Below are 20,438 nucleotides of genomic sequence, written 5' to 3'. Positions count from 1 at the left end.
TGCTTGGTCAATGACGGTGGCCGGCGCGCGGGATGCGGCGAGCGGCCGATCGTAGGGGGCATCGGTCCACGGCGCCTCGGCGCGGTCGGCCAGGGGTCGGACCTGTTGGCGCGACGCGTCATCCACGATCAGCTCCCGTGCTGTTTCGGTGCGGGGAATTCGATGTCGGTCCCGCCCGGCATCGGGCTGACACCGCGCCGCTCGCACACTTCGAGCACCTCGTCGACGATCGATGCGGGCACGATGAACTTCTCCGTCGACGAGATCTGCGCGAGATGTTCCTCGATGTCCTCGGCGGTGGGGCGAGTGCCGGCGTCGGCGAGCCATCCTTCGGACAGGCCGACGAACACCCGCGCGTAGCGCCCGGCGGAGGCCGAATAGTTGCGGTGGGTGAACGTGCAGGCGGTGCTGGCGAGAAAAACGACCAGGGGCACCACGAGTTCGGGCCCGATGGCCTGCATGAACCCGGATTCAGCGAGAAACCTCTCGTCACCGACGGTTTCGGTGACCATGCGCGAGAAGCCGGTCGGCAGCACGGAATTGGCGAGTATCCCGTGCGCGTCGCCCTCGATCGCGATGACGTTCGTCAACCCGACCAGGCCGGCCTTGGCCGCGGCGTAGTGCGCCTCCATCGGCTGCCCGAAGATCCCGGCGGACGACGAGATGAACACGAATCGGCCGCCGCCGTTGGTCTTCATCACGCGATACGCGGGCTGCGACAGATGAAAGCCGCCGTCGAGGTGCACGCGCAGCATGCGCGCCCAGTCGTCCTGCGACAGATCCTCGAAGGCCGCGCTGCCGAAGATGCCGGCATTGCTGATCACCGCGTCCAGGCGCCCATAGGCGTCCACGGCGGCGTCGACGATCGCCTGGCCGCCGGCGGGTGTGTCCACCGAGTCGTAGGACGCGATCGCGGTGCCCCCGGCCTTCGTGATCTCGTCGACCACCTCGTCGGCCACGCTCGAGTCGGCGGCTTCGTCCGGCAGGCCGCGCATTCCGCCGCCGAGGTCGTTGACCACCACCGCGGCGCCGCGGCGGGCCAGGTCCAGCGCGTACAGCCGACCGAGTCCGCGACCGGCGCCGGTGACCACCGCCACCTGGCCGGCGAAGTCAATCATGATGTGCTCCCGATTAACTCGTGTCCTGCGCGCGCCCGTGGCGACAGACCTACCCGGGCGATTGACTGCGCTCACGGCGGACTTTACGGTGGAACAGATATTTGGTCAACGATTGGTGCGGAGGTCGGGCGTGGCGGACGGCGCGCGTAGCGACCGGGTGCAGGGACTCGGCATGCTGGCCTCGGCGCTGGCGGGCCGAGCGGTGGCCGTCGCCGAGCTGCCACCGGGTGAGCCTGCGTGGACGGACGGCCAGACGATCTACGTCGACCCGGCCGCGCGACACCGCGCGCGGCTCGAGTCGGTTGCGGTACACGCATCGATGATCGCCGCCGACAGTTTGGATCCCGACATCGTGCGTCCCCTGGTGCGCCACCCGCGCTTGGCCAGACGTTATCTCGCGGTGGAAGGTCATCGCGCCCTGGTAAACAACGCCGACCTGTTGCCGGGCATCCTGGCCTCGGTCGGTGATCGCGAGATCGCCGGTCGCAGTGACTCACCCGCCGCATCGCTGCGCATCGCCTCCGCGCGGGGAGCCATCGAGGACCCGGCACCGGAATTCGGCGTGATCCGTGCGGCGAAGGTGATCGCGACCGCCTCGAGGGTGGCCGCGCAACAGAATCAGGCCGAACCCCAACATGTTCCGCGAAATTCGCGCAACCAGAAGCCCGAGCTCGAGGAGCTCGACGACGGTGAGGTCGACGACTCCGACGATCCGGACTTGTTCACCAGCCCGGTGGGTGGGGGCGGCTTCATCGGCAAATGGTTGAAAAAGATGCTGTCCTCGGCACGCAAGACCGGAAGCGGCGGCGGCCCGCCCGGCGCGGACAGCCCGACGCACCGCACCAACTCCACCAAGCGCGGTGCCTACGCCGTCGCGTCGCTGGCGTCGGCCCCCGGCGACGAGGGCAACGATGAGGACCCCGCCGCCGACGGCGTGCGGTATCCGGAATGGGATGTGGCACGCAAGAGCTACCGGCCCGCGTGGTGCACCGTGCGCGAGATCGAGCCGACGATCAACGCGTCCGCGACACAGTCCATCGACGACGCCATCGGTGTGCGCCGGCCACTTTCGCGACTCGGCATGGGTCTACACCGTCGTCACCGGCAGTCACAGGGCGACGACATCGACATCGACGCGGCCGTCGAAGCACGCGTCGAGGTGCGGGCCGGGTCGGTGCCCGACGAGGCGGTGTACCTCGACAGCCTGCGGCGCCGGCGTGACCTGTCGGTGCTGCTCCTGCTCGACGTGTCGGGGTCGGCCGGCGAGCCGGGAACGGTTGGGCGAACGGTGCACGAGCAACAGCGCGCGGCGGTCGCCAACCTCACCGTGGCGCTACACGACCTGGGCGACCGCGTCTCGCTCTACGCCTACTACTCCCAGGGCCGGCGCGCGGTCAGCATGGTGCCCGTCAAGCGATTCGACGACCACCTGAATGCCCAGGTCATCCGCCGGCTCAACAGCCTGGAGCCCGGCGCGTACTCGCGGCTCGGCGCGGCGATCCGGCACGGCTCGGCGGTGCTGGAGGCGCGCGGTGGAACGTCCCGGCGGCTGCTGGTGGTGCTGTCCGACGGCCTCGCCTACGACCATGGATACGAGCGCGCCTACGGCGCCGCGGACGCCCGCCGGGCGCTGACCGAGGCCCGCCGGCGGGGGACCGGCTGTGTGTGCCTGACTGTCGGCGCGGGGACCGATGTGCCATCGCTGCGCAGAGTGTTCGGGAGCACCGCGCACGCGACGATCGCGCGCCCCGATCAGCTGGCCGGTGTCGTCGGACCGCTGTTTCGGTCCGCGCTGCGCTCGGCGGAGGTTCGCCGCAGGGTGTCGGTGATGTCAAGTCCCAGAACACAGTTGGCGCGTCAGCTCACCGGACCCGCTCGTCACACCACTTGAAAACAAACATCTGTTCCGGTTAGGCTCCAAGCGCCGGACGATCTGAAGGGAAGCTATGGCCAACGAGTCCGGGCTTGCATACGTCAACGGCGGTCCGTCCGAGGTGGAGATGGTAAGGCCCTATTACCGAGCGGTCGGCGGTGAGGAGGCCGTCTTCAAGGCGGCCTACCGTCAGGGCCTGTCGCTCGTCCTCAAGGGGCCGACGGGCTGCGGAAAGACCCGATTCGTCGAGGCGATGGCCTATGACCTGGGCCGGCCGCTGATCACTGTGGCGTGCCATGACGACCTGACGACCGCGGACCTGGTCGGCCGGTATCTGCTGCAGGGCGACGAGACGGTGTGGGTGGACGGTCCGCTGACCCGGGCGGTGCGCGAGGGCGCGATCTGCTACCTCGACGAGGTGGTGGAAGCCCGGCAGGACACCACGGTGGTCCTGCACCCGCTTGCCGACCATCGGCGACAGCTTCCTATCGAGCGCCTCGGCGTCACGCTGGACGCCGCCCCCGGATTCGGCCTCGTGGTGTCGTACAACCCGGGGTATCAGAGCGTGCTCAAGGATCTCAAGGATTCGACACGTCAGCGCATGGTAGCGATCGAATTTGACTTCCCCGCAGCCGATATCGAAGAGGGGATCGTCGCGCACGAGGCGGGCGTGGACTCCGCCACCGCGGCCGAGTTGGTCCGTTTCGGTCAGGCCATTCGCCGGCTGGAGACCGGCGGGTTGCGTGAGGTCGCGTCGACGCGCGTGCTGATCGCGGCGGGCAGGCTGGTGGCCGAGGGGCTCAGCATGAAAGAGGCGGCCCGGGCCGCCATCGCGGGGCCGCTCACCGACGACGTGGCGGTGGGCAAGGCCCTGGGCGAGATGATCGAGATCTATCTTTGCGCGCCCGGCGGACCCGATGATTGACGCTGCATACCGCCGCCGCTAGTGTCTGAACAAATATTAGGTTTTTGGTTTTGGGGGATGCGCGCGCGTATGTCACCCGGGAGGTCAGATGTCCTACGAAAGCAGCGCTGAGCCGATCAAGGTCGGCTACCTGATGGATTTCACGCTGCCGCCGGGGTTCCCCGAGGACCTGTTCGCGTCCTTCACCCAGACCTTCGACCTCATCTTCGAAGAGGCGGTCGCCCAGGGACTGATGGACCGTCCCGTGCAGATGATCTATCGCGAGGTGGAGGGCCTGCCCAAGGGTTCGGTCAAGGCGGTGATCGATGCCTACGGCGAACTCGTGGACGAGGGCTGTCTGGTGGTGTTCGGTCCGAACATCACCGACAACTGCGTGCCGCTGCGCGAAGCGATCGAGGAGCGCTTCAAGGTGCCCGCGATCAGCGTGACCGGCACCGACGACTGGCTGGGCGAGTGGACCTTCGCCTTCCCCCAGGGATCCATGACCGACGAACCCATCTTCCTTGCCGACCTGATCGCCAAAAGGGGACTCGCCGACATCGGTGTCCTGGTCGAGCAGAGCCTCATCGGCGAGAGCTACTTGAAGAACCTGCGAAGTGCCTGTCGGCGCAAGGGTATTCGGATAGTGGCGGAGGTTGCGATCGCCCAGACGGCTCAGGACATCAACGCAGCGGTGCAGACGCTGCACGAGGCGAAAGCCGAGGCGATCGTGCACCTCGGCTTCGGATTCGGCATCGTCTTCATCAACCCGGCGCTCGAGGCCCTCGGCTGGGACCCGCCCCGTTTCACCACCACCGCGTGGCAGAACGCCTGGGTCAACCCGATCATGTGGAACGCGTTCATGGGCTGGATCGGTGTCGACCAATACGACGAGGCGAACCGGATCGGCCAGGACTTCCTCGACGGTTACGCGAAGAAATACAACGGCAGCCGCCCCGAATTCTGCGTGACCGTGGTCAATCGCGACGTCGCCGCGACCCTGGTGCGCGCGTTCACCGACGCGCACCCGCTCAGCCCGCGCGGCGTCAAGGAGGCGCTGGAGCGGGTGAAGATGATGCCCGCCGCCTCCGGTGCGCCCGGAACCCGGGTCTCCTTCGGCAAGTGGACGCGGCGGGCATGGATGGGCGCCGGGTATCTGGTGGCTCGGACGCTCGATGCCGACGGCGTCAACTCGCATCTGGTTGATCGCTTCGGCGAGGAAGGCTGACGACGATGTCCACCGAACAGACCACACCGCCTGCCGCGCAGCAGGAACCGGCCGCGCCGCAGCGAAGCGGCAAGCGCGGCTGGGGCGGGTGGCTCGCAGGGGCCGCGCTGGCCGCGTTCGTGCTTGTGTTCATCGCGAACTGCCGGGTGGCGCTCGACCCACGGGTCGCCAACCCGAACGTGCAGGGCCGGCCGCGCCCCGTGAAGTTCATCTTCGGATTGGACTACATAGCGTTCCTGCAGATCTCCACCGTGATCATGCTGATCGTGCTGCTGGTGGTGTTCATCAGGGGATGGCGCCGCAATCCGGGCAGCCCGGTGATGCTGATGTTCTTGTGCACCACGCTGATCGTGTGGCAGGACCCGATCATGAATTGGGCGCCGTTCGCGGTGTACAACCCCGACCTCATCCACTGGCCGGAGTCGTGGCCGCTGGTGTCGTTGTCGCCGACCGTCGAGCCGTTCGTCGTATTCGGTTACGTCACTTTCTATTTCGGGCCCTATTTCCCGGCGATCTGGATCCTGCGCAAGCTGCAGGCCAAGTACGGGCCCCAGTCGTTCGTCTCCCGGCACCCGTTGATCAGCCTGGGCGTGCTGACCTGTGCGATCGGTTTCATCTTCGATGCGTGGCTGGAGATCCAGCTGGTCCACACCGGCATGTACATCTACTCGCAGGTGATTCCGTGGGGCTCGGTGTTCACCGGCACGACATTCCAGTTCCCATTGATCTGGGAGTCGTTCTCGGTGACCTTCGTGATGGTGCCCGCGGCGATCCTCTGCTATCGCGACGACACCGGGAAATCGGTGGCAGAGAAGCTGTCCGCGAAGGCTCGGCTGTTTCCCGCGCGTCCGGTGCTCGGCACGTTCCTGGTGATGTTCGTCATCATCAACATTTCCTACTTCGCCTACGGGGGGTGGTTCGCCGTCATCAAGGCCAGCAAGGCGGCCACGGCGGTCGCCTGCCCGTGGCCGTATCCGGAGGCCAAAGTGTATGACCCGCAGGGCTTTTACGAGAAAGCGGGCGCTCGTGGACCGTACTCCGTCGGCATCTGGTCGACCTGGATGAGCGGACAGCCCCACGGCCGGCCCGATGTGCAGCCCCCACCGCCCGGCGAAGGTGCTTGTGCGACAACGACACCGAGTAACCATGGCTGAGCCGCGTACGGTCGTCATCACCGGCGCGTCGCGCGGACTGGGGTTCGCCTCGGCGGTGCGGTTGTATCGGGAAGGGTGGCGGGTGGTCGCGGCCATGCGCACCCCCGATAAGGGAATGCCGCTGCTGCGTCAGGCGACCGGGGCCACCGAGGACGACGAACGGTTGATCGGTGTGCAGCTCGACCTGACGGACACCGCGTCGATCGCCGCGGCGGCCAAGGCGATCGAAGAAGCCGTGGGCGCACCCTACGCGCTGGTGCACAACGCGGGCATTTCCGCCGCCGGAATGGTGGAGGAGACCGACATGGCGTTGTGGCAGCGCATGCTTGCCACCAGCGTCCTGGGCCCCGTAAAGCTCACCCAGGCGCTGCTGCCGTCCATGCGGGCGGCGGGCGCGGGACGAATTGTGTTGGTGTCCAGCGCCGCCGGAGTACGCGGCCAGCCCGCCACCGCGCCGTACTCGGCGGCCAAGGGGGCGCTCGAGCGGTGGGGGGAATCGATGGCGTGCGAGATCGCGCCCTTCGGCCTCGGGGTCACCGTGGTGGTCGCCGGCACGTATGACACCGAGATCATCACCGACGCCGGCACCACCGACGACCGCAACTTCGAGGGCCCGTACGCCCGGCTGCACAACACCATGAACAGCCGCGGTCGTTTCGCGATGAAAATGGCCCGGCCGCCCGAGCGTTTCACCGACGGCCTGCTCAAGGCGCTCGACGACCGGGTGCCGTTCCGCCGCCGCGGCATCGGCCCGGACGCGTCGATGCTGCTGGCCGCCAACAGGATCCTGCCCGCCTCGGGCATGCACCACGTGTCGCGGATCGTGCTGGGCATACCCAGGCAGGGGTCGATGCGGGGCGGGGCGTGGCCGCTGACCACGGGACAAAAGGCGATGGTTTTGGTCGCACGTGTTCTTCCGCAGCCGGTGTTGCAGCGCTTGGCCGCACTGGCGGGACGGTTCTCGTCATCGAAGAACGCGGCGCAGCAAGGGGATTAGAGGGGCAATCATGGAACAACTTTTCGACGACCTGGAAGACTTCGGCGCCTTCGACGACGCGGTCTCGGGCGACGTGCGCGACCCGTACACCGAACTTGCCCGGCTGCGCCGCGAGGAACCCATCCAGCGCCTCGACACCTCGGGCATGCCGCACGAGGAATCCAAACCCGTCTTCATCGTCTACCGCCACGAGGAAGCCCAGCAGATGCTGCGCGACAACGAGACGTTCTCCTCGGCGGCCGTCATCGCCGCGTTCGGCCCCGTACTGGGGGAGCGCGTCATGCTCGGCATGGACGAACCGGTCCACGGGCGGCTGCGCTCGCTGGTGTCAAAAGCCTTCTCACAGAAGGCGTTGGCGCGATGGGAAGACGAACTGGTCGGGCGCGTGGGCAACAGCCTGATCGACAAGTTCGCGGCCAACGGCAAGGCCGACCTGGTCAAGGAATTCACCTTCGACTACCCCAGCCAGATCATCGCCGGCCTGCTGGGCCTGCCGCAGGAGGACTACCCGCAGTTTCAGCGCTGGTCCATCTCGCTGCTGAGCTGGATCCTGAACCCGGAACGCGGCCTGGCCGCCTCCGCCGCGCTGTGCGACTACTTCGCGCCGATCCTGGCTGCCCGGCGCGCCGATCCCAAGGACGATCTGATCAGCGGGCTGGCGCAGGCCGAGATCGACGGCGAGAAGCTCGAGGACGAGGAGATCTACTCGTTCCTGCGCCTGCTGCTGCCCGCCGGAGTGGAGACGACCTACCGGTCGCTGGGCAGCCTGCTGCTGGCGCTCCTGTCCGACCCCGCGCAGCTCGACGCCATCCGCGCCGACCGGTCGCTGCTGCCGCAGGCCATCGAGGAGGGCGTGCGGTGGGAACCGCCCCTGCTGACCATCACCCGGGTGGCCACCCGCGACACCGAACTCGGCGGCGTGGCGATACCGGCCGGTTCGACCGTGATGCCGATGCTGGGCGCGGCCAACCGGCAGGAAGACCGCTACCCCGACCCGGACACGTTCGACATCTTCCGCTCACCCAAGAGCCACCTGGGCTGGGGGCACGGCGTGCACGTCTGCCTCGGCATGCATTTGGCGCGGCTCGAGATGCGCACCGCCATCAACCTTTTGCTCGACCGGCTGCCGAACCTTCGGCTGGACCCCGACGCGGACGACCCCCATATCCGGGGGCAGGTCTTCCGGTCGCCGACGTCGGTGCCGGTGCTGTTCGACCCCCGATAAGCCGCCCCGCGACCGGTTGCACCTTGCCAATCGGCTAGTTTCCGGTAAGGCTCTCCGTAGCCCCGCAACGACCCAGAAGAGAGTGACAGATATGACTGAGGCTGTAAAGGTCCGCTTCGAGCCGAAGATGATGATCGACGGCAAGCTCGTCGACGGCCAGGCCGGCACCTTCACCAACATCAACCCGGCGACCGAGGAGTCGCTCGGCGAGGTGGCCGACGCCTCGAAGGAGGACATGCAGCGGGCCATCGACGCCGCCCGGCGCGCCTTCGACGAGACCGACTGGTCGACCAATAAGGAGTTGCGCAAGCGCTGCCTGCTGCAGCTGCACGAGGCGATCGAATCGGAGAAGGAAGAACTGCGCGAGGAGCTCATCCTCGAGGTCGGCTCGCCGCGGGCCATCACGTGCGGCCCCCAGCTGGACGCGCCGCTGGAAGACGGGCTGAAGTACCCGGCCCGGTTGATCGACGAGTACGCGTGGGAGACCGACCTGGGCGACAAGGTCATCAGCCTCACCGGCACGCTGACCACCCGCAAGGTGTGGCGGGAGCCGGTGGGTGTGGTCGGGGCGATCGTGCCGTGGAACTTCCCGTTCGAAGTCACCCTCAACAAGCTCGGCCAGGCGCTGGGCACCGGCAACACGGTGGTGCTCAAGCCGGCGCCGAACACGCCGTTCAACGCCACCCGGCTCGGCCGGCTGATCGCCGAGAAGACCGACATCCCCGCCGGTGTGGTCAACATCGTCACCGCGTCGGACCACTTTGTGGGCGAGGAGCTCACGCTGTCACCGAAGGTCGACCTGATCTCCTTCACCGGTTCCACGGTGGTCGGCAAACGGATCATGGAAAAAGGCGCGGCCACCATGAAGCGGCTGTTCCTCGAGCTCGGCGGCAAGTCGGCGACCATCGTGTTGGAGGACGCCGACTTCGGGACGGCGTGCATGGTCGGCATCGCGCCGTGCATGCATGCCGGCCAGGGTTGCGCCAACCCGACCCGGCTGCTGTTGCCGCGGTCCCGCTATGACGAGGGCGTGGAGATCCTCAAGAACATCTACGAGAACGTCACGTGCGGCGACCCGCAGGACCCCGCGACGCTGTGCGGGCCGGTGATCTCGCAGCGCCAGTTCGAGCGGGTGACGGGCTACATCAAGAAGGGCGTGGAAGAGGGCGCCACCGCGCTGGTCGGCGGTCCCGACGCCCCGACCGGGTTCGACAAGGGATACTTCGTCCGGCCAACGCTTTTCACCAACGTCGACAACAAGATGACCATCGCGCAGGAGGAGATCTTCGGCCCGGTGCTCTCGGTCATTCCGTTCGACGACGAGGAGGACGCGATCCGGATCGCCAACGACAGCGTGTACGGGTTGGCCGGCAACGTGTTCGCCGGCTCCCTCGAGCGTGCGCTGTCGGTGACCCGCCGCATCAAGGCCGGCTTCATGGGCGTCAACGGCGGCGCCCCCTACGGCGCCGACACCCCATTCGGTGGCTACAAGGAAAGCGGCGTGGGACGCCAAAACGGTGTCGCCGGGTTCGACCAGTACACCGAGATCAAGTCGGTCGCCTACCCCGCCGGCTGAGGTCGGCGCGTCGGCGCACCGCCCAAAGCGGCTGTGCCAGCGCCCATTACGTGACGTGCGAACCCGCCGGCACGCGCCATGGCGTGTGCCGGCGAGGTCGTCGGTCGCCTCGGCCCGAGGCCCCCGCGGTCCTGGTGACCGCGGGGACGCGGCCTTAGCGACCCCCGATTGCCGGGTGAGAAGCACCCCGGGCTGCGCCCTCCCAACCCCTTGGTTGACAATCGAGGCAAGACTCAACTCTTTTCGAAGTCCACGTGTCAAAGGAGACAAGACCATGGCTGAAGCCGTCATCGTCGAGGCAGTGCGTTCACCGATCGGGAAGCGCAACGGCGGATTGTCCGGGGTGCACCCGGCGGATCTTTCCGCGCAGGTGCTCAACGGCCTGGTCGACAAGGCCGGTGTCGACCCGGGCATCGTCGACGACGTCATCTGGGGCTGCGTCATGCAGGCCGGGGAGCAGGCCCTCGACATCGGACGCACGGCGCTGCTGACCGCCGGCTGGCCCGAGACCGTCCCCGGCGTGACCGTCGACCGCCAGTGCGGCTCGAGCCAGCAGTCCATCCACTTCGCGGCCGCCGGTGTGATCGCCGGACACTACGACGTCGTCGTCGCCGGCGGCGTCGAGTCGATGTCGCGCACCCCGATGGGGGCGTCGCTGGCCAACGGGGGCCGGCCGTACTCGCAGGCCTTCCTGGACCGCTACGAGGGCCAGATCCCCAACCAGGGCATCGGCGCGGAGATGATCGCCGAGAAGTGGGGATTCGACCGCATGGCGCTCGACGAGTTCTCGCTGGGTTCGCACGAAAAGGCCGCGGCTGCACAGGATTCCGGTGCTTTCGATGATCAGATCGTGGGCATCAAGGATCAGGACGGCAATGCGGTGCTCAAGGACGAGGGCATCCGCCGCGGGACGCCGATGGAGAAGATGGCCTCACTGAAGCCGGCCTTCAAGGAAGACGGCGTGATCCACGCCGGCAACTCCTCGCAGATCTCCGACGGCGCCGCGGCGCTGCTGTTCATGTCCGCCGAGAAGGCCAAGGAGCTGGGCCTCAAGCCGATCGCCAAGGTGCACACCGCGTCGCTGGCCGGGGCGGACCCGGTGATCATGCTGACCGCGCCCATCCCCGCGACACAGAAGGCGCTGAAGCGCTCCGGGCTGTCGATCGAGGACATCGGCGCCTACGAGGTCAACGAGGCGTTCGCGCCGGTTCCGCTGGCGTGGCTCAAGGACATCGGCGCCGACGAGAAGAAGCTCAACCCCAACGGCGGCGCGATCGCGCTGGGTCACCCGTTGGGCGGGTCCGGCGCCCGGATCATGACCACCCTGCTGTATCACATGCGGGACAAGGGAATTCGCTACGGTCTGCAGACCATGTGCGAGGGCGGCGGCCAGGCCAACGCCACCATCGTGGAACTGCTGTGACCGAAGAGCCGGGGGCCCTGGCCGAACGCCGGGGCAACGTGATGGTGATAACCATCAACCGGCCCGAGGCCCGCAACGCGGTCAACGCCGCGGTCAGCATCGGCCTCGGCGATGCGCTTGAAGAAGCGCAGCACGACCCCGAGGTGCGGGCGGTGGTGGTCACCGGCGCGGGCGACAAGTCGTTTTGCGCCGGTGCCGACCTCAAGGCGATCGCGCGCCGCGAAAACCTGTACCACCCCGACCATCCCGAATGGGGCTTCGCGGGCTACGTCCACCACTTCATCGACAAGCCGACGATCGCGGCAGTGAACGGGACCGCCCTGGGCGGCGGCACCGAGCTGGCGTTGGCCAGTGACCTGGTGGTGGCCGACGAACGCGCGCAGTTCGGGCTCCCCGAGGTCAAGCGCGGACTGATCGCCGCCGCCGGCGGCGTCTTCCGCATCGCGCAACAGCTGCCCCGCAAGGTGGCGATGCAACTGCTGCTGACCGGCGAACCGCTGTCCGCGGCCGCCGCCTGCGAGTGGGGCCTGATCAACGAGGTCGCCGCGGCGGGCTCGGTGCTGGACGCCGCGCTGGCGCTGGCCGCGCGGGTCACGGTCAACGCGCCGCTGTCGGTGCAGGCCAGCAAGCGGGTGGCCTACGGCGTCGACGACGGGGTCGTCGTCGACGACGAACCGGGGTGGGAGCGCACCATCCGTGAGATGAAGGCCCTGCTCAGGTCCGAGGACGCCAAAGAGGGGCCGCGGGCCTTCGCCGAGAAGCGAGAGCCGGTCTGGAGGGCGCGTTAACTGCGCGAGCAGACGCAGAATCGCACGCGAAGCGCTCGCGCAATGCGATTCTGCGTCTGCTCGCGCTCATACGCGCGCCCACGCACGCGCGTCAGCGCGCCAGGATGTTCACGCCGCGGCCGAACACCGCGGGTAGCAGCGTGCACACCGGCACGACGGCGCGGCGCGTTATGGGCGGCGCGCTGGCCAGCACCAGCGCGCGGGTGAGCAACCGGTAGTCGCGGGTGATCCGGTGCCAGGCCTTCTCGTAGGACGCCGGCGTCTCCTCGGCGATGGCGTCGACCGCCGCGGCGGCCTGCTTGAGGGCCAGACTGATGCCCTCGCCGGTCAGCGCGTCCTCGTAACCGGCGGCATCGCCGACCAGCAGAACACGGCCCGCGACGCGCCGCGAGACCACTTGGCGCAGGGGACCGCAGCCGCGGGGCTGCCCGGGGCCGGCGCCTTCCAGCTGGCGCGCCAGCCGCGGGAACCAGGCCAGGTCGGGTCGCCCACGCGACAGGATCGCCACGCCGACCAGATCGGGCTCGACCGGCGTCACGTAGGCCTCGCCCCAGCGCGACCAGTACACCTCGACGAAGTCGGTCCACGCCGGCACCCGGTAATGCCACCGCACGCCGTAGCGTCGCGGCGTTCCCGCCGTCGCCGCGATGCCGACGTTCCGCCGGACCTGTGAATGCAGGCCGTCGGCGGCCACCAACCATTTCGCGCGCACCCCGGCGGCCGAGACGCCGTGCGTGTCCTGCCGGACGTCGGTCACCCGCGCGCGAATCCAGTCGGTGTCTTGCTCTTTGGCGCGCGCGGCCAGCGCCGCATGCAACGTCGTGCGGCGCACGCCGCGCCCCGGCCCGCCGCGAAAACGCGCCTGGGCGCGCCGGTGTTCGCTCACGTAGGCGATCCCGTGAAACGGCATCCCGGCCGGGTCGATGCCCAGCGCGGTCAGCTCGGCCAGGCCGCCGGGCATCAGCCCCTCGCCGCACGCTTTGTCGATGGGGCCCTCGCGCGGCTCGGCCACGATCACCGAAAGCCCAAGGCGCCGAGCGTGTAACGCCGTGGCCAGCCCACCCGGGCCGCCGCCGACGATCAGCACGTCCGCGTCGTAATCGCTCATGTGTAACCCAGGGCCGAGTTTTCCACCCGCAGCCGCACCCCGAGCAACGCCGCGTTGGCCAGCGTGAAGATGGCCGCGGTCAGCCACGCCGTGTGCACCAACGGCAGCGCCAACCCCTCAGCCACCACTGCAACATAGTTCGGGTGGTGCAGCCAGCGGTAGGGACCCCGTCGCACCAGCGGGGCCTGCGGCAGCACGATGACGCGGGTGTTCCACCGCCGGCCCAGCGTCGTGATGCACCACCAGCGCAGCGCCTGGCTGGCCGCCACCACCGCCAGCATCGGCCAGCCCAGCCATGCAATGAAGGGCCGGTGCAGCGCCCACGGTTCGACGAGGCAGCCGACCAGCAGCGCGGTGTGGATGACCACCATCACCGGGTAGTGCGAACGGCCAAACTCCTTGGCGCCCTGGGTAAACGACCAGCGCGCGTTGCGGGTGGACACCACCAGCTCGGCGACGCGCTCGACCCCGACGACCAGCACCAGCAGGTAATACATGGCTACAGTCTTTACCAGCCCTACCAGGCCAGCAGCACCAGCTCGGAGCAGAACGCCGGTCCCATCGCGATCATCAACCCGACCGAGCCCGGCGGTGGCGGATCGGCCATGTTGGCCGCGAGCACGTCGAGCACCGAGACCGACGACAGATTGCCGTTCTCGCGCAACGACTTTCGGGTGCGGTCGAGGGCATCCGCGGGCAGGTCCAACACGTTCTCGACGGCCTCGATCACCCGGGGTCCGCCCGGGTGGCAGACCCAGGTCGTCACGTCGCGTGGGTGCAGACCGTGGTCGGCGAGGAAGTCGCGGACATCGTCACCCAGGTACTTCTCGGCGATGGTGGCGATGTCGGCGGACAGCACGATGCGGAAGCCGTCGCCCCCGATCTTCCAGCCCATGACGTCTTCGGTCTCGGGATAGATCCGGCTGCGGGTGGCCAGCACCCGCGGGCCGGTGTGTTCGGCGCCGGTGCGGCGGGCGCCCTCGCTGAGCACCACGGCCGCGCCGTCGCCGAAGAGGCTGGTGGCGACCAGGTTGGCGACCGAGGTGTCCTCGCGCTGGATGGTCAGCGAACACAGTTCGACCGCGAGCAGCGCGGCCGTGTGGTCGGGAAAGGCGCGCAGATAGTCGTGCATGCGCGCCACCCCGGCCGCCCCGGCCACGCAGCCCAGCCCGAACAGCGGGACGCGCTTGACGTCGGGCCGCAGCCCGACCCGCGTCGCCAAGCGCGCCTCCAGCGTCGGAACGGCGAGGCCGGTGACCGTCGTCGAAAACACGATGTCGAGCTCCGACGGCTTGACCTTGGCCTCGTCCAGGGCCGCCACCAGCGCCTGCTCGCCGAGGTCGAGCGCGACGTCGAGATAGGCGTCGTTGGCCTCGGTGAACCCGCTCAACTCGCGGTAGCGGGGCAGTCGCAAGGCGGTGTTGCGGTACTCGACGCCGCTGCTGCGGCCGAAGCGGCGGAAGTCGGGACCGGCGATGTCGGTCAGCGCGCGGATGGCCTCGTGTTGCGTATAGCGGTTGGGCGGGAACTTCACCGCCACGCCGGCGATGGACGGACATTTCACCGCGACGTCCGTGGCGCCCCCTGGGAATTTGTTCATGCACCGGGTCACGGTGCCGTCGCCGCACCGGTTCAAATCGGTCTTTGCGTCGCGCGGGCCACGGGCCGGATCGTCGGGCTAGGGTCGGGGTATGCGGGTTCTGGTCACCGGTGCCACCGGCTATGTGGGATCACGACTGGTCACGGCGCTGCTGGAACACCAGCACCAGGTTGTGGCCGCAACTCGAAACCCATTGCGTCTCAAGCGCTTCGGCTGGTTCGACAACATCACACCGGTGACCCTCGACGCCACTGACCCGGAGTCGCTGGGGTCGGCTTTCGCGGGCTTGGACCCCATTGACGTGGTGTATTACCTCGTGCACGCCATCGGCCAGCCGGATTTCCGTGACGCGGACAAGGCCGCGGCCGCCAATCTCGCCACCGCGGCCCGCGACGCGGGGGTGCGCCGCATCGTCTACCTGGGCGGGTTCGTGCCCGCCGACGAGGCGTTGTCCGAGCATTTGACGAGCCGGGCCGAGGTGGCCGAGGCGCTCACCGTCGCGGACGGCCCGGAGCTGGTGTGGCTGGGCGCGGCGATGATCATCGGCGCCGGCTCGACGTCGTTCGAGATGATGCGCTACGTGGGCGATCGCTTCCCGGTCATCCCGATACCGAGCTGGATGGACAACCCGATCGACCCGATCTCCATCCGCGACGTCCTGCACTATCTCGTCGCCGCGGCCGATGGTGACCGGGTGCCCGCCGGCGCCTACGACATCTCCGGGCCCGACACCACGTCCTACCGGCAGCTACTCAAGACCTATGCCCGTATCTCCGGGCGATGGCATACCGGCTTGTCCGTCGGCCGGGTCGACACCGGGCTGGCCTCGCTGATCACCGGCGTCGCCCTGCCGGTGCCCCCGGGCCTGGCCGGGGATCTCGTCGAGTCGCTGGACCACCCGATGGTGGCGTCCGTCAGCGACCTGCGCGACCGGGTGCCCGACCCGCCCGGCGGCCTGCTCGGCATCGACGACGCCATCGCACTGGCCCTGGCCGGCCGGTCGCATCAGCGGCCGCGCCCGGTCAACGCCCTGGCCGATCCGCACGACCTCGCCAACACCGATGCCGCCTGGGCCGGCGGCGACGCGCGGCGCATCCGGCAACTCGCCCAGCGCGTCACACCCACCCTCGTGCGGCCGGCCCTGGGGCTGGTGAACAGGGTCCCCGGCCCGGTTGCCGGCGCGCTTCGCACCAGCCTCGACATCCTGATCGCCCTGACCCCGAAGGTGCGTCCCGCATGAGTCAATCCACGACCCCCTACCACAGCACCGTCTTCGCCGAGTTGCGCCGCGCGGTCACCAATATTGCTGTGCCGCACCATGAACCGCCGTCCGTCGTGCGGCGACGGCGCGTCATCGTGGCGATCACGCTGGTGGCCGGCGCCGCGGTGCTGGGGTACTCGTTGCGGCGCCACCCGGGGGAGGCCAGCTTCTACTGGCTGACGCTGGCGCTCGCGGCGGTGTGGATCGCCGGTGCGCTGGTCTCCGGGCCGCTGCACCTGGGCGGCATCTGCTGGCGCGGCCGCAACCAGCGGCCGGTCATCACCGGAACGACCGTCGGTCTACTCGTGGGCGGCGCGTTCGTCGTGGGCGGGCTGATCGCCCGAGAGATCCCGGCTGTCGCCGACCTGATCACCCGGGTGCTGCTCTTCGCCCATCAAGGCTCTTATCTGCTGGTCGTGCTGATCACCGTGATCAACGGCGTCGCCGAGGAGCTGTTCTTTCGCGGCGCGCTCTACACCGCGCTGGGCCGCTATCACCCGGTGCTGATCTCCACGTTGCTCTACACCCTCGCGACCATGGCCAGCGGCAACCCCATGCTGGGATTCGCCGCGATCATCCTCGGGACGGTGTGCGCGCTGGAGCGCCGGGCCAGCGGTGGCGTGCTGGCGCCGGTGCTGACCCACGTCGGCTGGGGATTGATCATGGTGCTGGTCCTGCCGCCGATGTTCGGGGTCTGAGTCAGGCCGACGCGACGACGTGGCGCGCCAGGGCCCGCAGCGCCGCGACCCGCAGCGGCCACACCGCGAGCCGATACATCCGGCCCAGGACGCCGCTCGGCACGAAGATCGCCCGCTGCGCGTAGGAGCTGCCACCGTCGTCGTCGGGCCGCACCGTGATTTCCAGCCAGGCGCGGCCCCCCGGGCCCCGCGCGGAGTGCAGCCGCAGCGCAACGCCGGGATCGCTGTGCTCGACGCTCCAGCCCGTCAGCGGTAGGCGCCGCCGCCACCGGCGGTCGGCTGTCGCGGCGCGGGCCGCCGACCATAGGTCGCCGGGCCCGACGGCGGCCCTCGCGGTCTGCAGGTTGGTGTAGACGATCTCGCCGGCCCAGTCGGGGTCGCTGGGCAGCGGCTCGGCCGGCTCGGCGCGCAGCGAGGACCAGCTTGCATCGGGCAGGCCACGCGTGGCGCGGTGCAGCGCCAACTCGACCGCGCGGCGGTATCCGGTGAGCCCGCCCGGCGGCGGTTCGATGATGGTGTCGATATCGGAATCACGGGCCACCGCATCGCATTCCAACGATTCGACCAGTGGCCGCGCCAGACCCGACGGGATCGGGGTGACCGTGCCCACCCAGAGGCTGGCGATCGCCGGGGTCAGGAACGGCAGCACGAACAGGTAGCGGCTGCCCAGCCCCGCGACCTCGGCGTAGCCCCGCATCATGTCGCCGTACTCCAACACGTCGGGCCCACCGATGTCCCAGGTGCGTGATTTCGGCACCGGGGCGGTCGCTGCCGCGGCCAGGTAATACAGCACATCGCGCGCCGCGATCGGCTGGATTTTGTTGTGCACCCACTTCGGCGTGGTCATCACGGGCAACCGGTCGGTGAGGTGGCGGATCATCTCGAACGACGCCGATCCCGAGCCGATGACCACCCCGGCCTGCAGCACCACGGTCTGGATGCCCGAGTCGATGAGAACCTCCCCGACGGCCTTGCGCGACGCGAGATGCGGTGAGAGGTCGGTGTTTTCCGGATGCAGCCCACCCAGATACACCAGCCGACGCACCCCGGCGCGCCGCGCGGCCGTCACGACATTGCGGGCGGCGCGGGTCTCTTCGGCGGCGAAGTCCTTCGACGTTCCCATCGAGTGGACCAGGTAGTACACCACGTCGATCCCGTCGAACGCGGCGATCAGGGAATCGATGTCGCCGAGGTCACCGCGCGCCACCTCCGCATGCGGGCGCCACGGAACCTCCGCCAGCTTGTCGGGGTTGCGCGCCAAGGCCCGAACGTGATGACCGGCGTCGAGCAGGCGGGGCACCAGGCGCCCGCCGATGTAGCCGGTCGCGCCGGTCACCAGGCACCGCACCTGTTCGGGCATCGATCCTCCGTCGGTCGTCAGCGGTTGAGCTCTGACGGGGAGGATTACCGCATCGGCGCGGAGTTAAGCGTTGCGCCGGCTCAGCGCAACGACATTCAGCGATCGGTGAAGTTCGGCGTGCGGCGCTGTTGGAAAGCCGTTGCGCCCTCGACGAAGTCGGGGGACTTCAGCAGCACCGACTGACCGTCGAATTCGCGCTGCAGGGCCGGATCCAATGCGGTGAGCGTGGCCGCGTTGATCGCCAGCTTGGTCTTGGCGAAGGCGACGGCCGGGCCGCCCAACAACCGCGCGATCACCTTGTCCACCTCGGCGTCGAAGTCGTCGGCGGGATAGACCGCGGTGACCAGCCCCCAGGACAGCGCGTCGGCGGCGGTCAGCCGTTCGGGAAGCAACGCCATCTGCATGGCCCGGATCCGCCCGATCGCGGCGGCGATCAACGCCGACGCGCCGCCGTCGGGCATCAGCCCGATCTTGGTGAAGGCGAGCATGAAAAAGGCGCTCTCCGAAGCCAATACGACGTCACAGGCCAGAGCGATGGAAACGCCGACGCCGGCCGCGGGCCCCTGAACGACCGCGACCACCGGGTGGGGCAGCGCGGCGATCGCGCGCACCAGCCGGTTGATCTCGAGGATGATCTCGTCCGGCGGGACGCCGCCCCCGTCGGACACGTCGTCGGCGCTGATGCCCGCACCGGAGCTGAACCCGCGTCCGGCGCCGCCCAGCCGCACCACCTTGATCTCGGGGTCGGTCGCCGCGTACTCCATCGCGTCGGCGATCCCGGTGATCACCGGGATGGTCAGCGAGTTCAGGCTGTCGGGCCGGTTGATGGTCACCGAGAACACGCCGTCGGACAGCGTGACGTCGAGGCCTGCGACGGGGGCGAGGGTGGCGATCGCGGATGAAGGCATGGGCTCACCATAAGTGACCGGGCTGCGCGGGCCACGGGCACGGCTGCGAAGATGTCGAACGACCGGTTGTTTGAGCACGAACGGTCGCGGGCGTCAGAGCGGACGAAAGGTCGGTGGATCATGGCTGGACCGTTGAAGGGGCTGCGTGTAGTCGAGTTGGCCGGCATCGGGCCGGGCCCGCACGCCGCGATGATCTTGGGGGACCTCGGCGCCGACGTGGTGCGCATCGACCGGCCGTCATCCGGTCCCGGCGGGGTGGCCAAGGACGCGATGATGCGCAACCGGCGCGTGGTGACCGCCGATCTGAAATCCGACGACGGCCGCGCGCTCGTCCTCAAACTGATCGCCAAGGCCGACGTGCTGATCGAGGGCTACCGTCCCGGCGTCACCGAGCGGCTCGGCCTCGGGCCCGAAGACTGCGCGAAGGTCAACGACCGCCTGGTCTACGCCCGCATGACCGGCTGGGGTCAGACCGGCCCACGCAGCCAGCAGGCCGGTCACGACATCAACTACATCTCGCTCAACGGCATCCTGCATTCCATCGGCCGGGTCAACGAACGGCCCGTCCCGCCGCTGAACCTGGTCGGGGACTTCGGCGGCGGTTCGATGTTCTTGCTGCTGGGCATCCTGTCCGCGCTGTGGGAGCGGCAGACCTCCGGCAAGGGCCAGGTGGTCGACGCGGCGATGGTGGACGGCTCGAGCGTGCTCGTCCAAATGATGTGGCAGATGCGCTCGTCGGGCATGTGGACCGACGCGCGCGGGACCAACCTGCTCGACGGCGGCGCCCCCTACTACGACACCTACGAATGCGCCGACGGCCGCTACGTCGCGGTCGGCGCCATCGAGCCGCAGTTCTACGCCGCCATGCTCACCGGGCTGGGCCTGGACGGGGCGGAGTTGCCCGGGCAGAACGACGTGAGCCGCTGGCCCGAACTGCGCGCGGTGCTGACCGAGAAGTTCGCCAGCCAGGACCGCGACCACTGGGCCAAGGTGTTCGCCGACTCCGACGCGTGCGTGACGCCGATCCTGGCGTTCGGCGAGGTGCAGACCGAGCCGCACATCACCGAGCGCAACACCTTCTACGAGGTCGAAGGGGGCCTGCAGCCGCTGCCAGCGCCGCGGTTCTCCCGTACCGCGCCGGAGACGCCGCGCCCCGCAGCGCCGGTGGCCGACGCCGAAGCGGTACTCCAGGACTGGGTATAGTCCCGACCAACCAG

The 20,438-nt window shown here is 68.9% G+C and carries 18 protein-coding genes; 12 read left to right on the top strand and 6 right to left on the bottom strand.

Annotation, left to right across the window (positions count from 1 at the left end):
- Nucleotides 1-128: 128 nt before the first annotated feature.
- Nucleotides 129-1,118, bottom strand: coding sequence for an SDR family NAD(P)-dependent oxidoreductase (locus tag ACZ50Z_RS14195; protein WP_464484122.1), 990 nt, complete (start codon nt 1,116-1,118; stop codon nt 129-131).
- 172 nt (nt 1,119-1,290) lie between these two features.
- On the opposite strand from ACZ50Z_RS14195, the gene ACZ50Z_RS14190 reads away from it, so the two are divergent.
- From ACZ50Z_RS14190 to ACZ50Z_RS14150, 9 genes are all read left to right on the top strand, one after another.
- Nucleotides 1,291-3,009, top strand: a complete 1,719-nt coding sequence (locus ACZ50Z_RS14190) for a nitric oxide reductase activation protein NorD (protein WP_464486238.1) — start codon at nt 1,291-1,293, stop codon at nt 3,007-3,009.
- A gap of 55 nt (nt 3,010-3,064) precedes the next feature.
- The gene (locus ACZ50Z_RS14185) at nt 3,065-3,916 is read left to right on the top strand and encodes an AAA family ATPase (protein WP_464484121.1); all 852 of its coding nucleotides are present in this window, start codon (nt 3,065-3,067) and stop codon (nt 3,914-3,916) included.
- A gap of 88 nt (nt 3,917-4,004) precedes the next feature.
- Nucleotides 4,005-5,123 carry an ABC transporter substrate-binding protein gene (locus ACZ50Z_RS14180; RefSeq protein WP_464484120.1) on the top strand — a complete coding sequence of 373 codons (1,119 nt, stop codon included), beginning with the start codon at nt 4,005-4,007 and terminating at the stop codon, nt 5,121-5,123.
- A gap of 5 nt (nt 5,124-5,128) precedes the next feature.
- Entirely contained in the window at nt 5,129-6,277 is a 1,149-nt protein-coding gene (locus ACZ50Z_RS14175) for a spirocyclase AveC family protein (protein ID WP_464484119.1), read from the top strand.
- On the top strand, nt 6,270-7,274 hold the full coding sequence (locus tag ACZ50Z_RS14170) for an SDR family oxidoreductase (protein WP_464484118.1): 1,005 nt from the start codon (nt 6,270-6,272) through the stop codon (nt 7,272-7,274). Before ACZ50Z_RS14175 ends, ACZ50Z_RS14170 begins: the two co-directional genes overlap by 8 nt.
- A gap of 10 nt (nt 7,275-7,284) precedes the next feature.
- Nucleotides 7,285-8,499 carry a cytochrome P450 gene (locus ACZ50Z_RS14165; RefSeq protein WP_464484117.1) on the top strand — a complete coding sequence of 405 codons (1,215 nt, stop codon included), beginning with the start codon at nt 7,285-7,287 and terminating at the stop codon, nt 8,497-8,499.
- 91 nt (nt 8,500-8,590) lie between these two features.
- Complete coding sequence (locus tag ACZ50Z_RS14160) at nt 8,591-10,075, top strand: aldehyde dehydrogenase family protein (protein WP_464484116.1); 1,485 nt, start codon at nt 8,591-8,593, stop codon at nt 10,073-10,075.
- A 274-nt stretch (nt 10,076-10,349) separates the two neighbouring features.
- Entirely contained in the window at nt 10,350-11,498 is a 1,149-nt protein-coding gene (locus tag ACZ50Z_RS14155) for a thiolase family protein (protein WP_464484115.1), read from the top strand.
- Entirely contained in the window at nt 11,495-12,286 is a 792-nt protein-coding gene (locus tag ACZ50Z_RS14150; protein WP_464484114.1) for a crotonase/enoyl-CoA hydratase family protein, read from the top strand. The genes ACZ50Z_RS14155 and ACZ50Z_RS14150 overlap by 4 nt, the downstream gene beginning before the upstream one ends.
- A 91-nt stretch (nt 12,287-12,377) precedes the next feature.
- Here ACZ50Z_RS14150 and ACZ50Z_RS14145 read toward each other — a convergent pair whose 3' ends face one another.
- From ACZ50Z_RS14145 to ACZ50Z_RS14135, 3 genes are read right to left on the bottom strand one after another with little or no spacing between them, the layout of a single operon-like run.
- Nucleotides 12,378-13,394: an NAD(P)/FAD-dependent oxidoreductase gene (locus ACZ50Z_RS14145; protein WP_464484113.1), complete on the bottom strand. Its 1,017-nt coding sequence runs from the start codon at nt 13,392-13,394 to the stop codon at nt 12,378-12,380.
- The gene (locus tag ACZ50Z_RS14140) at nt 13,391-13,891 is read right to left on the bottom strand and encodes an isoprenylcysteine carboxyl methyltransferase family protein (protein WP_464484112.1); all 501 of its coding nucleotides are present in this window, start codon (nt 13,889-13,891) and stop codon (nt 13,391-13,393) included. Before ACZ50Z_RS14140 ends, ACZ50Z_RS14145 begins: the two co-directional genes overlap by 4 nt.
- A gap of 20 nt (nt 13,892-13,911) precedes the next feature.
- Entirely contained in the window at nt 13,912-14,994 is a 1,083-nt protein-coding gene (locus ACZ50Z_RS14135) for a type III polyketide synthase (RefSeq protein WP_464484111.1), read from the bottom strand.
- A 91-nt stretch (nt 14,995-15,085) separates the two neighbouring features.
- On the opposite strand from ACZ50Z_RS14135, the gene ACZ50Z_RS14130 reads away from it, so the two are divergent.
- Nucleotides 15,086-16,234, top strand: a complete 1,149-nt coding sequence (locus tag ACZ50Z_RS14130; RefSeq protein WP_464484110.1) for an NAD(P)H-binding protein — start codon at nt 15,086-15,088, stop codon at nt 16,232-16,234.
- Entirely contained in the window at nt 16,231-16,953 is a 723-nt protein-coding gene (locus ACZ50Z_RS14125) for a lysostaphin resistance A-like protein (RefSeq protein WP_464484109.1), read from the top strand. Before ACZ50Z_RS14130 ends, ACZ50Z_RS14125 begins: the two co-directional genes overlap by 4 nt.
- A gap of 1 nt (nt 16,954) precedes the next feature.
- On the opposite strand, the gene ACZ50Z_RS14120 is transcribed toward ACZ50Z_RS14125, so the two are convergent.
- Together ACZ50Z_RS14120 and ACZ50Z_RS14115 are read right to left on the bottom strand one after the other, a co-directional pair.
- Nucleotides 16,955-18,313, bottom strand: a complete 1,359-nt coding sequence (locus ACZ50Z_RS14120; protein WP_464484108.1) for a DUF2867 domain-containing protein — start codon at nt 18,311-18,313, stop codon at nt 16,955-16,957.
- A 95-nt stretch (nt 18,314-18,408) separates the two neighbouring features.
- Entirely contained in the window at nt 18,409-19,221 is an 813-nt protein-coding gene (locus ACZ50Z_RS14115; RefSeq protein WP_464484107.1) for an enoyl-CoA hydratase, read from the bottom strand.
- A gap of 120 nt (nt 19,222-19,341) precedes the next feature.
- Here ACZ50Z_RS14115 and ACZ50Z_RS14110 point away from each other — a divergent pair, with 120 nt between their 5' ends.
- Nucleotides 19,342-20,424: a CaiB/BaiF CoA transferase family protein gene (locus ACZ50Z_RS14110; RefSeq protein WP_464484106.1), complete on the top strand. Its 1,083-nt coding sequence runs from the start codon at nt 19,342-19,344 to the stop codon at nt 20,422-20,424.
- Nucleotides 20,425-20,438 lie beyond the last annotated feature (14 nt).

The sequence above is a fragment of the Mycobacterium sp. NTMscope_MAC_269 genome, from assembly GCF_976985695.1.
Note: the sequence above shows the minus strand (reverse complement) of the source record. Positions and strands in the feature narration are given on the sequence as shown.

Excerpts from the sequence above, each read along its gene's own strand:
- ACZ50Z_RS14195 (WP_464484122.1), bottom strand. The coding sequence starts at position 1,118 with ATGATTGACTTCGCCGGCCAGGTGGCGGTGGTCACCGGCGCCGGTCGC.
- ACZ50Z_RS14190 (WP_464486238.1), top strand. The coding sequence starts at position 1,291 with ATGCTGGCCTCGGCGCTGGCGGGCCGAGCGGTGGCCGTCGCCGAGCTG.
- ACZ50Z_RS14185 (WP_464484121.1), top strand. The coding sequence starts at position 3,065 with ATGGCCAACGAGTCCGGGCTTGCATACGTCAACGGCGGTCCGTCCGAG.
- ACZ50Z_RS14180 (WP_464484120.1), top strand. The coding sequence starts at position 4,005 with ATGTCCTACGAAAGCAGCGCTGAGCCGATCAAGGTCGGCTACCTGATG.
- ACZ50Z_RS14175 (WP_464484119.1), top strand. The coding sequence starts at position 5,129 with ATGTCCACCGAACAGACCACACCGCCTGCCGCGCAGCAGGAACCGGCC.
- ACZ50Z_RS14170 (WP_464484118.1), top strand. The coding sequence starts at position 6,270 with ATGGCTGAGCCGCGTACGGTCGTCATCACCGGCGCGTCGCGCGGACTG.
- ACZ50Z_RS14165 (WP_464484117.1), top strand. The coding sequence starts at position 7,285 with ATGGAACAACTTTTCGACGACCTGGAAGACTTCGGCGCCTTCGACGAC.
- ACZ50Z_RS14160 (WP_464484116.1), top strand. The coding sequence starts at position 8,591 with ATGACTGAGGCTGTAAAGGTCCGCTTCGAGCCGAAGATGATGATCGAC.
- ACZ50Z_RS14155 (WP_464484115.1), top strand. The coding sequence starts at position 10,350 with ATGGCTGAAGCCGTCATCGTCGAGGCAGTGCGTTCACCGATCGGGAAG.
- ACZ50Z_RS14145 (WP_464484113.1), bottom strand. The coding sequence starts at position 13,394 with ATGAGCGATTACGACGCGGACGTGCTGATCGTCGGCGGCGGCCCGGGT.
- ACZ50Z_RS14140 (WP_464484112.1), bottom strand. The coding sequence starts at position 13,891 with ATGTATTACCTGCTGGTGCTGGTCGTCGGGGTCGAGCGCGTCGCCGAG.
- ACZ50Z_RS14135 (WP_464484111.1), bottom strand. The coding sequence starts at position 14,994 with ATGAACAAATTCCCAGGGGGCGCCACGGACGTCGCGGTGAAATGTCCG.
- ACZ50Z_RS14130 (WP_464484110.1), top strand. The coding sequence starts at position 15,086 with ATGCGGGTTCTGGTCACCGGTGCCACCGGCTATGTGGGATCACGACTG.
- ACZ50Z_RS14125 (WP_464484109.1), top strand. The coding sequence starts at position 16,231 with ATGAGTCAATCCACGACCCCCTACCACAGCACCGTCTTCGCCGAGTTG.
- ACZ50Z_RS14120 (WP_464484108.1), bottom strand. The coding sequence starts at position 18,313 with ATGCCCGAACAGGTGCGGTGCCTGGTGACCGGCGCGACCGGCTACATC.
- ACZ50Z_RS14115 (WP_464484107.1), bottom strand. The coding sequence starts at position 19,221 with ATGCCTTCATCCGCGATCGCCACCCTCGCCCCCGTCGCAGGCCTCGAC.
- ACZ50Z_RS14110 (WP_464484106.1), top strand. The coding sequence starts at position 19,342 with ATGGCTGGACCGTTGAAGGGGCTGCGTGTAGTCGAGTTGGCCGGCATC.